Origin of the sequence: Bacillus sp. RC252 (genome assembly GCF_044909215.1) — a bacterium.
Lineage (GTDB): Bacteria > Bacillota > Bacilli > Bacillales > Bacillaceae_G > Bacillus_A > Bacillus_A mycoides.
Genome location: NZ_JBIYDV010000005.1, coordinates 66,437 through 83,942, shown reverse-complemented (window position 1 = coordinate 83,942; position 17,506 = coordinate 66,437). Strand labels below are relative to the sequence as shown.

13 protein-coding genes, 3 pseudogenes and 1 other annotated feature are annotated in these 17,506 nt (G+C 35.2%); of the genes and pseudogenes, 12 read left to right on the top strand and 4 right to left on the bottom strand.

Features of this window, described 5'->3' with window-relative positions; all coding sequences use genetic code 11:
* Nucleotides 1–35: 35 nt before the first annotated feature.
* Nucleotides 36–1,901, bottom strand: a complete 1,866-nt coding sequence (locus ABH960_RS08770; RefSeq protein ID WP_404444478.1) for a leucine-rich repeat domain-containing protein — start codon at nucleotides 1,899–1,901, stop codon at nucleotides 36–38.
* Nucleotides 1,902–2,075: 174 nt separating this feature from the next.
* Here ABH960_RS08770 and ABH960_RS08765 point away from each other — a divergent pair.
* Nucleotides 2,076–2,522: pseudogene (locus ABH960_RS08765) on the top strand (MFS transporter); the annotation flags it as partial.
* Here ABH960_RS08765 and ABH960_RS08760 read toward each other — a convergent pair.
* Nucleotides 2,518–3,054 (bottom strand): annotated as a pseudogene (locus ABH960_RS08760) (ketoacyl-ACP synthase III); the annotation flags it as partial. The pseudogenes ABH960_RS08765 and ABH960_RS08760 overlap by 5 nt on opposite strands.
* Nucleotides 3,055–3,233: 179 nt before the next feature.
* Between ABH960_RS08760 and ABH960_RS08755 the strand changes: the two are divergent.
* The 6 genes and pseudogenes from ABH960_RS08755 to ABH960_RS08730 all read left to right on the top strand — a co-directional run bounded on the left by ABH960_RS08755 (nucleotide 3,234) and on the right by ABH960_RS08730 (nucleotide 9,442).
* Nucleotides 3,234–3,786 (top strand): annotated as a pseudogene (locus ABH960_RS08755) (cobalamin biosynthesis protein CbiN).
* 480 nt (nucleotides 3,787–4,266) lie between these two features.
* Nucleotides 4,267–5,526 carry a GTPase HflX gene (hflX, locus tag ABH960_RS08750; RefSeq protein ID WP_002126761.1) on the top strand — a complete coding sequence of 420 codons (1,260 nt, stop codon included), beginning with the start codon at nucleotides 4,267–4,269 and terminating at the stop codon, nucleotides 5,524–5,526.
* Nucleotides 5,527–5,794: 268 nt separating this feature from the next.
* Nucleotides 5,795–7,006, top strand: a complete 1,212-nt coding sequence (locus ABH960_RS08745; protein ID WP_404444473.1) for an MFS transporter — start codon at nucleotides 5,795–5,797, stop codon at nucleotides 7,004–7,006.
* 10 nt (nucleotides 7,007–7,016) lie between these two features.
* A complete protein-coding gene (gene cysK, locus ABH960_RS08740; RefSeq protein ID WP_050000208.1) occupies nucleotides 7,017–7,934 on the top strand; it encodes a cysteine synthase A in 918 nt (305 codons plus the stop codon).
* Between the two features lie 77 nt (nucleotides 7,935–8,011).
* On the top strand, nucleotides 8,012–8,524 hold the full coding sequence (locus tag ABH960_RS08735) for a GNAT family N-acetyltransferase (RefSeq protein ID WP_404444470.1): 513 nt from the start codon (nucleotides 8,012–8,014) through the stop codon (nucleotides 8,522–8,524).
* 93 nt (nucleotides 8,525–8,617) lie between these two features.
* Entirely contained in the window at nucleotides 8,618–9,442 is an 825-nt protein-coding gene (locus ABH960_RS08730; RefSeq protein WP_404444467.1) for a DUF4037 domain-containing protein, read from the top strand.
* 41 nt (nucleotides 9,443–9,483) lie between these two features.
* Here the strand turns inward: ABH960_RS08730 and ABH960_RS08725 are convergent, their stop codons facing one another.
* On the bottom strand, nucleotides 9,484–11,118 hold the full coding sequence (locus tag ABH960_RS08725) for a putative polysaccharide biosynthesis protein (RefSeq protein WP_404444464.1): 1,635 nt from the start codon (nucleotides 11,116–11,118) through the stop codon (nucleotides 9,484–9,486).
* A gap of 373 nt (nucleotides 11,119–11,491) precedes the next feature.
* Nucleotides 11,492–11,714, top strand: a binding site (T-box leader).
* 304 nt (nucleotides 11,715–12,018) lie between these two features.
* Here ABH960_RS08725 and ABH960_RS08720 point away from each other — a divergent pair.
* Entirely contained in the window at nucleotides 12,019–13,362 is a 1,344-nt protein-coding gene (locus ABH960_RS08720) for a sodium-dependent transporter (protein WP_002126767.1), read from the top strand.
* A 38-nt stretch (nucleotides 13,363–13,400) separates the two neighbouring features.
* On the opposite strand, the gene ABH960_RS08715 is transcribed toward ABH960_RS08720, so the two are convergent.
* Complete coding sequence (locus ABH960_RS08715; protein ID WP_002126769.1) at nucleotides 13,401–14,105, bottom strand: polysaccharide deacetylase family protein; 705 nt, start codon at nucleotides 14,103–14,105, stop codon at nucleotides 13,401–13,403.
* A gap of 326 nt (nucleotides 14,106–14,431) precedes the next feature.
* Here ABH960_RS08715 and ABH960_RS08710 point away from each other — a divergent pair, with 326 nt between their 5' ends.
* From ABH960_RS08710 to ABH960_RS08695, 4 genes are all read left to right on the top strand, one after another.
* Nucleotides 14,432–14,695: a CD3324 family protein gene (locus tag ABH960_RS08710; protein WP_404444459.1), complete on the top strand. Its 264-nt coding sequence runs from the start codon at nucleotides 14,432–14,434 to the stop codon at nucleotides 14,693–14,695.
* A 155-nt stretch (nucleotides 14,696–14,850) separates the two neighbouring features.
* Nucleotides 14,851–15,537 carry a DUF421 domain-containing protein gene (locus tag ABH960_RS08705; protein WP_404444456.1) on the top strand — a complete coding sequence of 229 codons (687 nt, stop codon included), beginning with the start codon at nucleotides 14,851–14,853 and terminating at the stop codon, nucleotides 15,535–15,537.
* Between the two features lie 110 nt (nucleotides 15,538–15,647).
* Nucleotides 15,648–16,289 (top strand): FusB/FusC family EF-G-binding protein, encoded by a 642-nt coding sequence (locus ABH960_RS08700; RefSeq protein ID WP_404444453.1) that lies wholly within the window; start codon nucleotides 15,648–15,650, stop codon nucleotides 16,287–16,289.
* A gap of 162 nt (nucleotides 16,290–16,451) precedes the next feature.
* Nucleotides 16,452–17,348 carry an RCC1 domain-containing protein gene (locus ABH960_RS08695; protein ID WP_404444450.1) on the top strand — a complete coding sequence of 299 codons (897 nt, stop codon included), beginning with the start codon at nucleotides 16,452–16,454 and terminating at the stop codon, nucleotides 17,346–17,348.
* Nucleotides 17,349–17,506 lie beyond the last annotated feature (158 nt).

The following is a 17,506-nucleotide window of genomic DNA, read 5'->3' as shown; positions in this document are numbered from 1 at the left end:
AAAAACAGGCTGCTATTAGCCTGTTTTTCTTTATGCTAGTATGAAAAATCTGGGTTTAATTCGTTAAACTTATGACTGTAATGCCTCTTATTATTAAAGCCAACAAAATCAATTCCGATGCAAGGCTCTAAATTGCCGTCTACAATAGTAGAATCCACGAAGCTAAAATGCTTTAACCGTGGTAGCTCTTTAATGAATTGTAGATTTTGTATGTTACCACAACTTGATAGAATGAGTGTTTCTAACTCTGTTAAATAACGCAAATAGTCGTGATTTTTAATTTTACTGCAATGATCGAATTCGACGTATTTTAAAGTTGAAGCATTGTTTTCAATTTCATCAATATGTTCTAAATTTCTTACATAATTGATTTCTAAATGTTTTAATTTAGGAAATGCTCTACATCCTTTTAATGAGTTAATGTTCCCTTGTGTAATTCTTAGTTTTTCAAGGTTTTGTAAAGACATTAATTCTTCAAGGTTTTTTTGTTTCGGTTTGTATTTCCAAATGTATAGTTCTTTTAAGTTAGAACAAGATTCGAACCCTGTAATGTTTTTATTCCACTGTATGTAAAGTTCCTCTATATTTTTAAAGCTTTCTAGTGCTGTTAAGTTTAAAGGGACTTGTGGTTCTTCTAGTGATAAAGAGTTTAAGTTTTTTAATTTATATAAAGCTGAATAATCGGTAATATAGGTACTATTAATTTGTAGCGCTTCGATTTGCGGACAGCGTTCTAGAAAATCAAGATGCTCCATACTATACCTAAGGTCATTAATGTAAACTTGGGTATAGTTGTTTGTATTAATGAATTCTACGTATTCATCCAGTCTGTTTTCATGAATTTGTACTGTGCCATCCATAACTAAAAAGTCTTTTGGTTTCTTCTTGATAGATATTTGTAAAGGATTCGCATGTTGAAATATTACCGTTTTGTTTTCTAAAATAGTTTCAACACTTGTTTTAACATTAGAAACACTGTCTTTTTCTTTGTATGCTATTAAAATAGACTCTATTTCTGAAGGATCTGTTAATAAAATTTTGGGATTCATTTCATATATTATATCTTCATTTGAAGGTATGCAGTTAACCATTGCTTCCAGTGCTATTAAACTTAATGGTTGTCCTTTTGTTAGCCAAGATTTAATCCGCGTCCAAGTTAGTTGTGATACTGCAGCTAATCGTCCCCAATCGCTATGAAATGATACTGCATTTTCCTCTATCCAATCCAATATTGCTGAGGATTGAAAAGAATGTAAACAAATGAAGGAAGTGGTCGGAAGCTCACATTCTAATACTGATTTTAGCTTTTCTATTACTAAAGGGAATGCTTCTTCAAATGGTAAACAGTAAGCGGCAGCGTGTGAAAGAGGTGCAATTAAATCTTCATCAAATTCCTTCCACAGTTTTCTTATCCAATCAGAGGCATTTTCTCCTAATACACATATAACAATCTCGAGTAATCGAGTTTTAATTACACCATTTATCGTGTTAGAAAAGCGGTTCATAACAGCATCTAATATTTCGCTTTTATCGTACATATTAAGAGCTTCAATTTCTTCTTCTTGAAGAAACCATCGAGTCATTGTGTAATCAAGTAAGTTTTTAAAGTTTGAGCGAACTTCTTCTAAAGTAGGCGCGGGTGCAAGTTTATGCTCATCCATCTCTAATTCTGGTTGCGTCGCCTCACCATCTCCTTCATAAAAATCGTCGTGCAAATAATACTTATAAGGTGAATGAACGATTGCAAGATTGTACCATTCATTTGGATGTAAAGATAACGAGATAAGACGTTCATGACATTGGCTACATAATTTATAAGGTTGATTTGCTTCATCAGATTCTTCTATTTGCTGTACTGGATTATGTTTGCAAGCTTCGCATAATTCTAGTGTTTTTTTCATTGTTTTCTCCTTGTATATTGTGAATAGTAGTATTTTTAATATAGCATGAGATAAGTAAAGTATAGTTAGAGATTTTTTAATAATTAAAGCGACGGATGAAAAATGACATTGAATATGTAACGTTAAACATAGTACATTAACAAGAGGAATTAATTTCAAAAGGAGGGTGAGAAAATGCTAGGTAAGGCGGATGCTTCAATAAGTAACCATATGTATACAGAAGAAGAGCAGCAAAAATTATATAAACGAACGTTAATAATAGTAAGTATTTCACAAATGTTCGGCGGAGCAGGGTTAGCTGCTGGTATTACAGTAGGTGCACTACTTGCACAGCAAATGCTTGGGACAGATGCATATGCGGGATTACCGGCTGCTATGTTTACAATGGGATCTGCGGTAGCGGCTTTCTTTGTTGGGAAGTTATCGCAAAAATATGGTCGCCGAATAGGACTTGCAACAGGGTTTATAGTAGGGGGACTAGGGGCTATTGGAGTTGTATTGGCTGCGTTAACAAATAGTATTATTCTTTTACTAGTTTCTTTACTCATATACGGTGCAGGTACAGCGACGAATCTACAAGCTCGTTATGCTGGTACCGATTTAGCAGATAGGAAGCAGCGATAAAGCTTGGTTTATTTTCATCTCTTTCTAATAAAATAGCTCCAGCGCCATCACCGAACAAAATACAGGTCGTTCTATCGGTGTAATCAGTAACTTTAGATAATGTCTCTGTCGCTATGACGAGTACTTTTTCATGTGATCCAGAAGTGATTAAGCTATTACCGACATGCAGTCCGTATGTGAAACCAGCGCAAGTCGCATTTAAATCAAAAGCTAGTGTATGAGGTATGTTGAAGTATTGTTGTATTTGGCAAGCAATACTAGGGAAAACATAGTCAGCAGTAGTTGTAGCGACGATGATACAGTCAATATCTTCTAAGTTTTTCTTATATGTTGTACACAAATTTTCGATTGCTTTAATGGCTAAGTGTGAGGAGTATTCGTCTTCGTTAGCAATCCTTCTTTCCTTCATTCCTGTTCTTTGCACAATCCATTCATCATTCGTATCGATCATCTTTTCTAAATCGTTATTAGACAATATTTGATTTGGAACATAAGTACCAATTGCGGTAATACGAGATTTAGAATTCATAGAAACATCTCCTTAGTTTTCATAATCTGATACTAATATTAGGTTATGAAAACGTCAATACGGACCTTTATTTTATTGAAACGACAATATTTTAATTACTACAGAGGGATTTGGCGAATGACATAAAAATAATATATGGAAAGCTTCTAAAATTGATAATGTGAAGGGGGCTGAGATTCTTGAAAAGAATCATTTATTTGTTGTCTCTTGTTTTAATTTGCAGCTTTACTTATTTTATTTTACCAGAGAAATCTTATGCTTGTGATTGTACTAAAGCATCACCAGAAGAGAGGTTACAAAAAAATGATGTAGTGTTTGAAGGTAAGGTATTAGAAGTTCAAGAGAAGGAAGGACGGAAGAATAAAAACATTATTTGAAGTGAAGAACATTTGGAAAGGGACAAGTTCTTCGCAAATTATTATGTATACAAGTGTTAGTAGCTGTGAATTTCCTTTTGCAGAGGGAGGAGAGTACCTAGTCTTTTCTTCTTACAGAGGAGAAGAAAAGTTAGAGACATCTATCTGCAGTGGAACGAAGAGATTAGATGAGGCAGAGATTCAGAAAAATGCTTTAAGTCATATTGCAAAAGAGTCTGTTCCGACGAAGAAAGTGTATTTAAAAGATGAAATGGTAAGCGGTTTAAGTTGGTGGCAAGTGACTATCATTTCTATAGGTGTGTTATTAATAATTGCTGTTGTTATTTTCATTGTGAGAAGAACTCGCAAAAAATGACGATTAAAGTAAAAATATAAAGATTTTCTTTCGGTTTCTATAGGTGGTTTAATCTTGTGAAAGCGAATTACTTATGCTACACTTTATTTAACTTAAAATGAACGGAGGGGCTTCCTTTGATCTTAATCAGATTACGTCTCAATACTTTGTGCCGATAATTGAATAGCGCTCAAAGGCTCTGTCTGTGTACAGAGTGAACGGGATTGGTCTGCCTATTTTAAAGGAACCCTTTATTAAGCTTATATGTGAAAAAGAGGGAGGGACGAATACGCCCTCTTTTTGTTTTGCCTTTATAAATAGAATGGGATAGTATAGGTGAACACTTGTTGGATACGTATACTATCTTGGGACTTTTTGACCATGTATAGGACGAAAGCACTGCTTTCTTCTATTTCTTTGGTGAACCCTTATCCGTTTACGAAAACACAGGCAGTGACCTGTGTTTTTTATTTTGCGTAATCGAAATGGAGGAATAAATATATGGAAGAATTATTACAAAGAGCAATATTAGTTGGAGTAAATTTAGGTAAGGAAGCTGATTTTGCATATTCGATGGAAGAGTTAGCAAATCTTACGGAAGCTTGTGATGTGGAAGTAATCGGTCAAGTGACGCAAAATTTACAACGAGTAAATCCGTCGCATTATATTGGAAAAGGGAAGATTGAAGAAGTAGCAGCGTATGTGAAAGAAGCAGATGCAAATATGGTCATCTTTAATGACGAATTATCTCCTTCACAAATTCGAAATTTAGAAGAGGATTTAGATTGTAAAGTAATTGATCGTACCATTTTAATTTTAGATATCTTTGCGCAACGTGCGAAAACGAAAGAAGCGCAGTTGCAAGTAGAAGTGGCCCATCTTCAGTACATGATGCCTCGTTTAATCGGTCTTCGTGAATCTTTAGGAAGACAAAGCGGGGGAGTTGGCACGAAAAATAAAGGTGTCGGTGAGAAGAAGTTGGAATTAGATCGTCGTAAAATTGAAGAACAAATTGCGGCTCTAAATAAAGAATTAGAAGCACTTGTTGCACAGCGCCAAACGCAGCGTAAACAACGTAAGAAAAATGAAATTCCAGTTGTGTCGTTAGTAGGATATACGAATGCAGGTAAATCAACGATAATGAATACAATGCTTGAAATTTTTAATGGTACTGTAGAGAAACAAGTATTTGAAAAAGATATGTTATTTGCGACGTTAGAGACATCTGTACGAAATATTGATTTGCCGGATAATAAATCATTTTTATTAACGGATACTGTTGGATTTGTAAGTAAGTTACCGCATCATCTTGTGAAAGCATTCCGTTCAACGCTAGAGGAAGTGGCGGAAGCAGATTTACTTATTCACGTTGTAGATTACTCAAATCCCAATTATGAGCAATTAATTGATATTACAAATGAAACGTTAAAGAAAATTGGCGTGGAAAATATCCCGACGATATATGCATATAACAAATCAGATTTGGTAGATGTTGAAATTCCGAAAGTGCAAGAAGATCGCGTTTATCTATCTGCGAAGAAACATGTTGGAATTAAAGAGCTTGTAGAAGTAGTTCGTTCACACATTTATAAAGAGTATACGAAGTGTGAAATGTTAATTCCGTATGATCAAGGGCAGGTAGTTTCGTATTTCAACAATCATGCACACGTTTTATCTACGAGTTATGAAAACGAAGGTACGAAAATGGCACTAGAATGTAAGACGAGTGATTATGAGAAATATAAGCGTTTTTCTATTTAATAAAAAAAGGCGATCCTAATATGTTTTAGGGTCGTCTTTTTCTTCATAATTGCAAGCCTTCCCGTCGTCCTAACTTAGCATGAAAAAAAGTACAGAGAGTTCATATAAATAAATCTGATAAAACAGATAGGGAAAATTTAATATTTATGAAGTGATATTTCTGGAAAAAGAAATGAAACCAGTATAGAATAGAAATGTTTCAAAACTCAGAATTTATTACACTTATTGTAATAAATATATATTTTGTACGGGAAGGAGAGATTCGTATATGCCGGCAGTTTCACAAAAAAGTGCAGTGGAAACACCAACGATATATCGAATATTATTTGCGATTAGTTTCGGACATTTTTTGAATGATTCGATGCAAGCAGTTGTACCGGCGTTGTTTCCTATTTTGGAAAAAACGATGAATTTATCCTACATGCAAGTAGGGTGGATAGCGTTCGCGTTAAATATGACGTCATCGATTATGCAACCGGTTTTTGGTATGTATTCAGATAAGAAGCCGTCACCATTTTTATTACCACTCGGTATGTTTTCGAGTATGCTTGGGATGATTGGACTCGCATTTGCACCGAACTTTATAATTGTTATTATTTCTGTTTTATTTATTGGATTAGGTTCCGCGGTCTTTCATCCAGAGGGCGCTCGTGTTGCTTATATGGCAGCCGGTGCAAAACGAGGTTTAGCGCAAGCGATTTATCAAGTTGGAGGAAATACAGGGAATTCTCTAGCACCTATTTTTACAGCATTAATTTTCGTTCCGCTCGGTCAAATTGGTTCTTTAGGCTTTACAGCCTTTGCAGCAGTAGGAATTGTATTGTTAATTTCTGTGTCTAATTGGTATAAAAATGAATTAGCAACTGGTGCTGTAAGAAGGAAAAAGAGGGCTGCGCTTGAGGCGGAAAATGCAATTGTAAGTACGCACATTAAATTCGTTATTATACTTCTTGTTTTTCTTACTTTTGTACGTTCTTGGTACGGTGCTGGTATCGGGAATTTCTATCAATTTTACTTAATTGAGCATTACGGTTTATCTATAAAAAATGCGCAATATTTTGTATTCGCATTTATGATTGCTGGTGTATTAGGTACGTTCTTTGGTGGTCCGTTAGCAGATAAATTCGGTAAGAAAAAGATTATTGTCTTTTCGATGCTCGGTTCAGCGCCGCTTGCACTATTGTTACCTCACGTTTCTCTTATGTGGGTTGTACCGTTATTTTTATGCATTGGATTTATTAGCTCTAGTAGTTTTAGTGTAATCGTTGTATATGCACAAGAACTTGTTCCAGGGAAAGTTGGAATGGTGTCAGGATTAATTGTCGGTCTTGCGTTTGGTCTTGGAGCATTAGGTGCTGTAGTCCTAGGGAAATTAGCTGATATGTATAGTCTTCAATTTATTATGCTATTATGTAGTGGTTTACCATTAATTGGACTTACTTCATTGTTACTGCCAAATGATAAGAAAACGATAGAATAGGGGATGCGCTATGAAATTATGTGAAAACGTTACAGAATTAATAGGAGATACACCTGTTGTCCGATTATCTAAATTTATTCCAGAGGACGCAGCGGATGTGTATGTAAAACTGGAAATGTTTAATCCGTCACGCAGTGTGAAAGATCGCGCTGCCTATAACTTAATTCATATTGCTGAGGAACATGGTCTCATTAAGCCAGGTGATACAATTATTGAACCGACAAGTGGAAATACAGGAATTGGCTTAGCGATGAATGCAGCTGCTAAAGGGTATAAAGCTATTTTAATTATGCCAGATAATATGTCCAAAGAGCGTATTAATTTATTGAAAGCATACGGCGCAGAAGTAGTTTTAACATCAGCAGAACAAAGAATGCCAGGAGCAATTGCGAAGGCGGTAGCGTTACAAAAAGAAATTCCAAATAGTTTTATTCCGCAGCAATTTGAAAACCCAGCAAATCCGAATATTCATCGTTATACGACTGCACTTGAAATTTATGAACAAATGGATGGAGAACTTGATGCATTTGTAGCAACCGCAGGAACAGGTGGAACAATTACAGGGACCGGTGAAACGTTAAAAGAGAAACTACCAAACTTATATATTGCCGTAGTAGAACCGAAAGGATCACCAGTGTTATCTGGTGGTGTTCCAGGCCCTCATAAACTAGTCGGAACAAGCCCAGGGTTTATTCCAAAAAACTTAAATACAGAAGTGTATAACGAAATTATTCAAATTGCGGATGAAGAAGCATTAACTACAATGAGAAACTTAGCAAGACAAGAAGGCTTATTAGTAGGGCCATCTTCAGGAGCTTCTGTTTACGCAGCAATTATGATAGCGAAACGATTAGGCGCTGGTAAAAAAGTTTTATGTATTGCACCTGATACAGGTGAGCGTTATTTGAGTATGGGATTATTTGAATGAAATTGATAGAAACACCTTAATAGCGAAATAGAGCTATTAAGGTGTTTGTTTTAGGTTATTAAGAGGGGAGAATGACAATGAAACTATTAAAACCAATACATGAATATAGTGGGGAAATTATGGCATATAGACATGCGTTTTTACAATCAGGAGAACAACCACACGGCAGCAGTTCTCTACAAAATTTTGATTCTCTCGATGAATGGTTTGCAAAAGTGAGTATACAAGAAGTAGGAGAAAACTTACCATCTAATCGAGTGCCGTCTAGTCAGTTTTTAAGTGTTGAAAAAGGAGAACTTATAGGTTTTGTGAATATTAGACATCGATTAAATCCAGAATTATTACTGGAAAGCGGTCATATCGGTTATAGTGTCCATCCGAATAAACGTCGCCAAGGTTACGCTACGAAGCAACTGCTACTTTCATTGGCTGAGGCGCAAAAATTAGGGTTGAAGAAAGTGTTAATAACTTGTGATAAAGAAAATATTGGTTCTGCTAAAACAATACAAAAGGTTGGCGGTGTGCTAGAAAATGAAGTAGTTTCTTCTAATTCTGGCGAAATTGTTCAGCGTTATTGGGTAGAAATATGATTTAGTAGGAATTTGAAAAGGTAATGTAATGTTTAATATCGAAATAGATAAATGAAAAGTAAGGGGAGTACTGCAGTTTTAGGGGGAAATGCAATGGGATTAAAAGAGAAAGCGGTAGAGATGTCGGAGATTTATAGGCAAAACAAGAAAGTCGAAGCTATTATTTTAGCAGGATCTGTAGCGAGAAAGTTAGAAGATGAACATTCAGATATTGAATTACATATTTTATGGTCAGAACCACCAGAGGATGAAGAGCGTCTAGGTCCAATTAATAATATTGGTGGAACGATTTTGTCATATCATCCTTACGAGGACGAAGAATGGTCGGAAACGTATTTGACGAAAGAAGGAATTAAACTAGAGATTAGTAACTTTTTAACATTAACAGTAGAAAAAATTATTTCAGAAGTTATAGAGCAGTATGATACAAATTATGAGAAACAATGTATTGTATCATCGGTTCATGATGGCGTAAGTTTGTATGGAGAAGTAAAAGTACATGCTCTAAAAGATAGGATTGAAGTATATCCAGAAGAATTGGCGAAAAGGATGATTTCAGAAAATCTTTGGTTAAGCAATCGTTGGCATAATCGAGAGGCTCTTTTAACACGAAAGGATTGGCTTATGCTTTACGATGTTATTTGTGAAGTACAAAGAGATTTATTCGGTGTTTTATTTGGTTTGAATAAACTGTATGTACATCATCCTGCATTTAAATGGATGGCTTATAATGTAGAGCGTATGAATATCAAACCTGAAAATCTATATGAGCGTATGGCGAATACGTTAATAGGGAAACCGGAGTATAGTGTACAGGAGTTAGAAGTGTTGATCGAAGAGGTATTACATTTAGTAGAACAATATGCTCCAGAATTAAATATTGCTGAACAACAAAAGCGCATTCAATATGCGAAGTAAAAAAACAAGAGATGTAACAACGTGTTACATCTCTTGTTTTTTTATTTTACTAACTTTCCTAATACAGGTAAACGTTGAATACGATCACCGAGAATATGCGAAGCAAGTCCACTCGCTAGTACGAATAAAAGATAAACAAGTCCTCCTGCTGAGGCGCATATAAACACAATAATCAATGATTCTATATAAGATTGGCCAGGAATAATCCAACTTATAAATGCTCTTAATGCGATTACAACAGCAGACATTGCCGCGGAATAAAGCGTAATAAGAAATACTGTTTTTGCTGTTTCGCCAATTTTAAATTTCGCAAACTTAACGATGCAGTACAACATAATAATATTTGAAACGAGATAGCCAAGAATTGTTCCAAGCACAGCACCATGTCCACCGAATAAATGTAAGAGCGGTGTGTTCACCACAATTTTAACGAGAATACCGACTGAGAATGCAATCATTGTTTTTCTTTGATAATCAATTCCTTGTAATATAGCAGCTGAAACTGTGAAAATCGCACTTAATACAGCAGAAGGTGCAAATGAAATTAAATATTGTGATCCACTAAGTGCAATTTCAGGATTTACATAAACCATGCGGAATGCATCGTAAGCGATACTAGCAAGACCGAATGCGGCTGGGATAGTGAAGAATAACAACACTTGAAATATCTTTGAAATTTGTCCTTGTAATTCATCTAGCTTCCCGCTTGTAAATGATTTCGTTATAGCCGGAATAATTGTTAATGAGAATCCAGTTGCAAGTGAAGCCGGAATCATAATTAACTTTTGGGCATAGTTCGTTATATAAGCGAAAACTGCATTCGCGGTTTCTAAAGGTTCTCCCATCGCTCTAAGGACATCAGCTACGGTATATTGATCTACTAACGTATAGAGCGGGATTGCAATGCCTACAAATACAATTGGAATTGCATAACGTAGTAACTCCATATAAATACTTCTTAACGGAATGTTTGATGATCTCGTTTTCAGCTCACCTTCAGGAGGTTTTAATCCATTATATTTTTTCCAGTACATCGTTAAAATAGAGACGCTTGCAAGTGCCCCGATAACAGCACCAAATGTAGCAACTGCAACAGAAGAAGCTACTGAACCTCCTAATAGTTTTGAGACGATAAAACTACCAACTAAAATGAAAACGACACGTGCGATTTGTTCTACGACTTGAGAAACAGCACTTGGTTTCATATGTTGAAAACCTTGGAAATAACCACGTGTAACACTCATAGCTGGTACGATAATAAGCGCGAAGCTTAATGCTCGCATCGTAAGTGTTACGTCTGCGATAAATTGTGGATCTGGTGTTTTCGAGCGAATAATAAATTGTGATATGTACGGTGCTCCAATAAATAAAGTTAAAAATCCTAAAAAGCCCATAAACATCATTAATTTTACGCTCGAGTTATACAATTTTTTACTTGTACTATAATCATCAAGTGCATTATGTTTTGCAACAAATTTTGAGACGGCAATAGGAATACCAGCTGTTGAAAAGCTTAATAAAATACCGTACCAAGAGTATGCGTATCCATATAAAGCGACCCCTTGCGTTCCAACTAATAATTGAAAGGGGAAAAAGTATATAAAACCTAAAATTCGTGAAATCATTGTTGCACCACTTAATAAAGCGGTACCTTTTAAAACTTTTGAAGTAGACAAAATTCTTTCCTCCTACTCGTGCTGTCTTGCATTTATCCCGCTATTTGCGGGCAGTAAGACTCCCACCTCAAAATGCGACTGGAGCAAAGAAGTTAGGTGGGAGATCAACTGCCCGTAAACGCCCGATTGGTTCAACTAATAATCAGTGAGGGATGAACAAAACCCCCACTGATTAAAGTTTCACTTTATCGTATACTACTATAAACCTGCTAGAGAAGTTAATACAGTATAAACCATAAATGTTCTAATACTATTCATAAAAAAGTCATATTTTGAATTTTTAAATAGAATGTAATGCATAAAATTTCAAAATATAAGTTGACACTATTTTTAATGTATGATAAAAATGATAGTAATCAATTCGGAAAATAATATTTGGGCAATGAAAGGGTATAGTAGTGAAAATCTCCCTATTTCAGAGAGCTGATGGTTGGTGTGAATCAGTATATAGATTATTCATGAAGTTCGTCCTGGAGCATCTTTCATAAATCTCACAGTATGAGGAAATGAAAGACGGTAGTTTATACCGTTATCAAATAAAGTGGTGAAGATTGTTTCACAACTAGGGTGGTACCGCGATATTTATCGTCCCTACGTATTTACGTAGGGACGTTTTTTATTTAGGTCTTAACTTTGTTGTGTCTTCATAACTAGGGTGGTACCGCGATATTTTATCGTCCCTACGTATTTGCGTAGGGACGTTTTTTATTTAGGTCCTAACTTTGTTGTATCTTCATAACTAGGGTGGTACCGCGATATTTTTGTCGTCCCTACGTATTTACGTAGGGGCGTTTTTTATTTGAGAGGAAGTGGTTGGATTAGAACGGGCTAGTAATAGAACAATATGAACATAGAGCGAATTATAATGAAAAGAAAAAGAAAAAGAGAGGAGATAAAAAGATGAATTCACAGCAATGGACATCGAAATTAGGTTTCGTATTAGCTGCAGCAGGTTCAGCAATTGGTCTAGGGGCGATTTGGAAGTTCCCGTATATGGCCGGAATTGGAGGGGGCGGCGCGTTCTTCCTTATTTTCATCGGTTTCACATTATTAATTGGTTTACCGCTATTATTAGCTGAATTCGTTATCGGAAGAAGTACACAAAAAGAGGCTGTTGATGCGTATAGCGAAATCGCACCAAAAACACTATGGCCTTGGTTAGGTAAATTAGGGATTGTAACTTGTTTCATACTACTTTCTTTCTACAGTGTTGTAGGGGGATGGATTTTACTATATTTATGGAATGCAATTACAGGTAGACTATGGGAAGGAAATGGGGCATACGAAGCTACGTTTGGTGAAATCATTTCCAATCCATATTTAGCAGTTGGATCACAGCTATTATTCATCCTTATTACTATTTTTATCGTAAGTAAAGGTGTACAAAATGGTGTTGAAAAAGTAAATAAATATTTCATGCCAGCATTATTCGTATTATTCTTTGTACTAATTGTTCGTGCACTTACTTTAGACGGTGCTGGAGAAGGAGTTCGATTCTTCTTACAACCTGATTTCTCAAACGTAACGTCAGAAATCATTTTATATGCAATGGGGCAATCGTTCTTCTCACTATCTGTTGGTGTAGCCGTTATGGTAACGTATAGCTCGTACTTACCGAAAGAAGAAAGTTTACCGCGTTCAGCATTTTCTATCGTAGCTTTAACGCTTGTGATTACATTACTTGCAGGACTAGCAATTTTCCCAGTTGTATTCGCATTTGGAATGGAACCATCTCAAGGACCGGGACTATTATTTATCGTATTACCAGCTATTTTCAGTAAAATGGCGTTCGGAAAATTATTCTTCATTGTTTTCTTATTACTATTCTTCTTTGCTACTATTACATCAGCAATTTCGATGTTAGAAATTAGTGTTGCGTCTTTAACAACTAAAGGTAAAAGTAAAGGGAAACGTGAAAAAATGGCATTAATTGTTGGCTTGTTAATCTTTGTTGTAGGGGTTCCATCAGCCTTATCGTTTGGTTTGTTAAGTGATGTGAAACCATTTGGGAAAACAATTTTTGATTTAGCAGACTATGCGGTTAGTAACATACTAATGCCACTTGGTGTTTTATTAGTTTCCATCTTTGTCCCTTTAAAAATGAAGAAAGATGTATTAATGAAAGAGCTTGGTGTAAGTAAAAATAAAGGCTATAAACTATTCGTATTATGGTTATTCTTACTTCGCTATATTGCACCAATTGCGATTATTATCGTATTCCTAAATGTGCTTGGAATTATATAAAAGAAAGGTAGCGTATCGAGATATGATACGCTACCTTTTTATTTTGCTTTTTTTTGCAATTCGTTTACTGTCACGAATTGATAGCCCTTTTTAGATAAAGAGTCTAAAATACCTTCAATAGTTTGCAGATTTTCATTAGATTCATCGTACATAGGGTGCAATAAAATGATAGAACCTGGTTTTACATTTTTACTAACATATTCAATTTTATCAGCTGTAGATGTATAAAAAGTATCAGGTTCAAGGTCCCATGTGATTGTTTCGATATTATTTTTATTTAAATAATAGGGCAGACCAATTAGCTTTTTACCGTTAGGTGGTCTAAAATCAATTTCGCCTGTAAATCCTGTTTGGCGGATTAATGAATTCGTTTTTTCTATTTCTTCTTTAATAAAAGAAGGTGTTTTAAAAACCATTCTGTTATGAGAATATGTATGATTTCCAAGTTGGTGTCCAGAGTGTACGATAGCTTCTCCTAACGATAGGTTTTTCTCTAATTCATTTCCGATTAAAAAGAAAGTAGCTTTTGCATTGTATCGATCTAGTAGCGGTAATATTTGTTTAACATTGTTAGTAGGACCATCATCAAAAGTTAAAGCAATCACTTTTTCATTTGTTTCTACTCGGTTTGTTAAACCTCCAAACAATTGAAAACTTCTTGCGTTCATCAATTTGTATGTTCCGAATAATGCTACAGTAATAATGAATAATGTAACGATTGTAATGATTATATTCTTTTTCATAACGCAACCTCACTATACTTTTGGATTGGACTAAAAAGTATTATATCAAACTAAGTAACTTCGTGCTTTAAAAAGGATGTGGATGCAAGGGGAAGAAATTTATCATATAATAAAATGCAAAAGGTATATTAGGAGGTGTTTATATGGCGATTACAATTCAATTGCCAGACACTGCAGCGTCTCATGCAAAGCCAAGTATGGAAATGGCGATACTTTGCGTGGGGTAGACAAGTAATATACAATCGCCTAAATGAGCTCGTATCATTTTTTATATTTGGCTTTGCACCTTATTGAAATGAACCATAAAAAATAAGGGGCGAGCAGAAATGAAATATGTTAAAGCTGCGACGGTTTTACCAGAAAGTTTAATTGCTGAAATTCAAAAGTATATACAAGGTGAAACAATTTACATTCCAAAACAAGAAACAAAACATTATAAATGGGGTACACAATCTGGAGGAAGAAAACAACTAGATGAAAGAAACAAAGCTATTAAAGAAGCGTTTAAAAATGGAATTTCCATTCATCAACTTGCGGAGGAGCATTTTCTTTCCGGAGAAACGATTAAAAAGATTGTGTATTCTAAATGAAAATAAAAGAGTCTAGTTCAATTTAATAATTGAACTAGACTCTTTTTGTTTTGTATCTATTGGATATGAATGGGCAAGATAATAGAAAAAATGTGCCGGCTTTTTACTAAATAGAATATAGAGCATTTGAGTGAAAAGCAGAAAGGTGAGCATATATGAATCATCTAGGACAAATAACGATAGAACTATTTTTTTGTTTTTTTGTGCTATTGATTGCTACTAAAATATTAGGGAAGACACAAATATCTCAGTTAACGCCATTTGATTTTATTTCTGCCATAGTTCTCGGAGAATTAGTAGGAAATACTATATATGATCCGGAAATAAAAGTATGGTCTATTTTATATGCAGTACTTGTATGGGTAGTGTTAATTTATACAATAGAAGTGATAACGCAAAAATTTAGAGGGACGAGAAGTTTTTTTGAAGGCTCTCCGTCAATCATTATCCGTAATGGATATATTGACCGGGAACAACTAAGTTCAAATCATTTGGACATTAATCAACTACAACAAATGCTAAGACAACAAAAAGATATATATTCAATCCGAGAAGTTGAATATATGATTTTGGAACCTAATGGAAACATAAGTGTTCTGAAGAAAAGCAAATATGAATCTCCTACTATAAATGATTTAAGTTTAAAACATAAACCTGTATACTTACCGATTTCATTAATTAGTGATGGAAAAGTAGTGAAAGATAATTTGAGGGAAGCAGGTTCTGATGAAGGATGGCTTTATAAACAAATAAAGCAAAAAGGGATTACTAAATTTGAAGATGTATTATATGCAGAATGGAAAACAGATGATGGTTTCTTTTGTCAGGAAATGCCTCGGTAGAACATAGTCAGAGTATGTAATGTTCATTTCTAAGTTATCTTTTACATATCAAAAAGCTGAATCATTGTATACAATAAGACTAGATCAACAATTTGTATGGAGTGATAAAGATGGAAGCTTTTATTAGAAGTGATCAATACAATTTTATAAAGTCACAAGCTTATATTTTAGCAAATGGGCATGCAACGGCAAATGATAGAGGTGTAATTCAAGCGTTAAAATCACTTGCGATTGAAAAGATAATACATGTATTTGAGAATTTAACGGATGAACAGAAAGAGTTAATTGATACGGTATTAACAGTTCAAAATAGAGAAGATGCAGAATCGTTTTTAATGAAAATAAATCCGTATGTCATTCCGTTTCAGGAAGTTACAGCACAAACATTAAAAAAATTATTTCCTAAAGCGAAAAAATTAAAACTTCCTGATATGGAAGAACTGGACATGAAAGAATTATCTTATTTAAGCTGGATTGATAAAGGGTCAAGCAGGAAATTTATTATAGCGAAAAATGATAAAAATAAGTTTGTTGGTCTGCAAGGAACATTTCAAAGTTTAAATAAAAAAAGCATTTGTTCATTATGTCATGGGCATGAAGAAGTAGGAATGTTTTTAGTTGAAATTAAAGGTGATGTACAAGGAACTTTCGTTAGAAAGGGAAACTATATTTGCAAAGATGGTGTAGCTTGTAATCATAATATGAAATCGCTTGATAAGTTACAGGATTTTATTGAGAGACTAAAGAAATAAAATAGAAGACCTCTAGTATTTAAACTGGAGGTTTTTATTTTTGAAGAAGAAGTAATAGGTTCCTTTGGAGATGTAGATTTATAAAAAAGTTAGTTCATTTATAATGAAATTTGATGAAAATATCTATTTGGATACAGTTGCTTATATGCAAGGAGGTAAAACATGAATTACATTTCACCGAAAGAAGAGGTGTTAAAAGTGAAACGGTGGCCTAAAGATACGATAGCGGCGGGTCGTGGTCATACCGTTGCTCTTAAATCAGATGGCACGGTGGTAGCAATGGGACGAAATAAAGAAGGTGAATGCCATGTAAGCGGCTGGTGTAATATTGAAGCAGTCGCAGCGGGCAATGTTCATATGGCGACGAACACGGGTAATGCTCATACAATCGCTCTTAAATGTGATAATACTGCGGTTGCAGTGGGGTGGAATAAGCATGATCAATGTGATGTAAACGACTGGCATAATATTGTAACGGTTGCGGCGGGCTGGCGTCGTACCTTTGGCCTGAAACCGGATGGCACGGTGATAGCGGTGGGACGAAATAAAGAAGGAGAATGCAATATAAGTAGCTGGCGTGATATTGTGGCGATAGCGGTGGGTGACTGGCATACAGTCGGTCTTAAATTGGACGGAACGGTGACGACTGTGGGTAATAATCGGTATGACCAATGCAATGTAAGTAGCTGGCATGATATTGTGGCGATAGCGGCGGGATATCTTCATACAGTTGGTATTACATCTGACGGTATGGTGACGGCTGTGGGTAATAATAAACAGGGTCAATGTGATGTAAGAGAGTGGCGCAATATTGTGGCAATAGCGGCAGGGAGTAATCATACAATCGGACTTAAATTAGACGGTACCGTGGTGGCAGTGGGCTGGAATGAGTATGGTCAATGTAATGTAAGTGATTGGCGCGATATTGTAGCGATAGCGGCTGGTTGTGCGCATACGGTCGGACTTAAATCAGACGGCACGGTGGTCGCGGTAGGTAATAATGAATTTGGCCAATGTGATGTAGGTAACTGGAACGGTATTCGACTGCCGGTTAATTAGTTTTAACGACTGGATGATTCAACCATTTTATTAGTTTTAATATTTGTTGATGAGGAATAAAAATATTAAAATCTCAATAAATCGTTAGTACTATTATTCTATTCTAGGAGTAATTATGGCGTAAGATATGTAGGAAATGATCAAACGTGAATTTGCTG

Bases quoted from the DNA above. Each gene is read 5' to 3' on its own strand.
- ABH960_RS08700 (WP_404444453.1), top strand. From the start codon at position 15,648: ATGGAAGCTTTTATTAGAAGTGATCAATACAATTTTATAAAGTCACAA.
- ABH960_RS08745 (WP_404444473.1), top strand. From the start codon at position 5,795: ATGCCGGCAGTTTCACAAAAAAGTGCAGTGGAAACACCAACGATATAT.
- hflX (WP_002126761.1), top strand. From the start codon at position 4,267: ATGGAAGAATTATTACAAAGAGCAATATTAGTTGGAGTAAATTTAGGT.
- ABH960_RS08705 (WP_404444456.1), top strand. From the start codon at position 14,851: ATGAATCATCTAGGACAAATAACGATAGAACTATTTTTTTGTTTTTTT.
- cysK (WP_050000208.1), top strand. From the start codon at position 7,017: ATGAAATTATGTGAAAACGTTACAGAATTAATAGGAGATACACCTGTT.
- ABH960_RS08695 (WP_404444450.1), top strand. From the start codon at position 16,452: ATGAATTACATTTCACCGAAAGAAGAGGTGTTAAAAGTGAAACGGTGG.
- ABH960_RS08735 (WP_404444470.1), top strand. From the start codon at position 8,012: ATGAAACTATTAAAACCAATACATGAATATAGTGGGGAAATTATGGCA.
- ABH960_RS08720 (WP_002126767.1), top strand. From the start codon at position 12,019: ATGAATTCACAGCAATGGACATCGAAATTAGGTTTCGTATTAGCTGCA.
- ABH960_RS08715 (WP_002126769.1), bottom strand. From the start codon at position 14,105: ATGAAAAAGAATATAATCATTACAATCGTTACATTATTCATTATTACT.
- ABH960_RS08770 (WP_404444478.1), bottom strand. From the start codon at position 1,901: ATGAAAAAAACACTAGAATTATGCGAAGCTTGCAAACATAATCCAGTA.
- ABH960_RS08710 (WP_404444459.1), top strand. From the start codon at position 14,432: ATGAAATATGTTAAAGCTGCGACGGTTTTACCAGAAAGTTTAATTGCT.
- ABH960_RS08730 (WP_404444467.1), top strand. From the start codon at position 8,618: ATGGGATTAAAAGAGAAAGCGGTAGAGATGTCGGAGATTTATAGGCAA.